The sequence below is a fragment of the Hydrogenophaga sp. genome, from assembly GCF_030656115.1.
Lineage (GTDB): Bacteria > Pseudomonadota > Gammaproteobacteria > Burkholderiales > Burkholderiaceae_C > Hydrogenophaga.
Window position 1 is genome coordinate 1 of record NZ_JAUSOO010000092.1, and the last position, 1,242, is coordinate 1,242.

Sequence of the window (1,242 nt, forward strand, 5' to 3'; positions counted from 1 at the left end):
CCGCGATCTCCACCTCCATGCGATCAACGGCCGCCAGTGCGGACTCGATGGCGGCCTCGGACTCGACAATCTGTGATCGTGCGACAAGCACCCCTGACTCGGCCTCGATGCGCTGCGATTTCGCCGCGCTCAGCGCAGCGCGGCTGGACTGCACGCGCACGTTGGCGGCGTCGAGCTGCTGGGCCGAGATGAAATTCTGCGCCACCAGTTCCGACGTGCGTCGCAGTTCCTTCTCGGCCAGGGCGAACTCGGCTTCGCGCTGCAAGATCAGGGCCGCCACGGTAGATACCGCTTGCTGCCTCTGGCGCACCAGCGCTGTCGCAGTTTCCCGCGCCGTGCGCGCCTGCCGCTGCTGGGCCTGGGCTCCGCGAAGTTGCGCCTCCAGCGCCTGCGTGTCCATTCGCGCGATCTCGTCACCGGCAGCAACGAAGTCGCCCTCGTGCACACGCAGGCTCTGCAAGCGCCCGCCCGACTTGGCCGCCACATCAAGCGTCGTGGCCTCAAGGCGACCGTTCCCCCCCACAATGCCGTCTGGCAAACGGTCGGGGGCTGCCCAGCGCCAAGCCACGACGACGCCGATGACGATTACAGCAGTGATCGCATACATGAAAGGCTTTCGCCAGCGATCAGGCAATTGCATGGGAGGGACAATATTCCAAGTGTTTCGTTGATTGTAAGTTTGCTGCGGGCCCGAACCTTGACCGATCACAAAGGGTGCGAAAACGTCAATCAACCGTCGCCAGAACGATCTGCGAGCCGCCAACAATGCCCATGCCTGCGGGAAGCCAGCGCTGTGTACGGCGTCGGCATTTTTGATGGCACTGCGTGCGTACTTTCTTCCAGAATCGCTCGTGTTTATGCTGTTATTTGCAACGGCATAACGATCAGCGCGCTCAATGGCTTCCATAGATGTATCGGCGCGACAACGGCAGGGTGTTGGCCAGCTGGCCGGGCTTGCGATCCACGTTCTGGTAGTTGGCCACGTCGTCGTAATCGAATGCATGGGCGCAGTGGGGCCGTGCGCCCAGATCCGTGCTCCCTGATGCCTCTCATCGGACTTACCCTTTGTCGTTGGCCGGGGCGGTGTTGTTCATGCGGTGGAGCAAGCGCTGCAACATATCCATGGTCTCCCCACGTGCACGCTGCTGCGGATGGTGGCCAACTCCGGGCAACGCCGTCACTTCAAGCGGCATCAGGCCGTGGCGAAACAGGGAAATCGCGCTGGGCCGCCAGCCATATTCA

The 1,242-nt window shown here is 62.6% G+C and carries 2 protein-coding genes; both read right to left on the reverse strand.

The window, feature by feature from the left end:
• Window positions 1-907 (reverse strand): biotin/lipoyl-binding protein (locus Q7J58_RS12360; RefSeq protein ID WP_304828268.1); only part of this gene is annotated, 907 nt, incomplete at its 3' end.
• 151 nt (window positions 908-1,058) lie between these two features.
• Window positions 1,059-1,242 (reverse strand): hypothetical protein (locus Q7J58_RS12365; protein ID WP_304828270.1); only part of this gene is annotated, 184 nt, incomplete at its 5' end.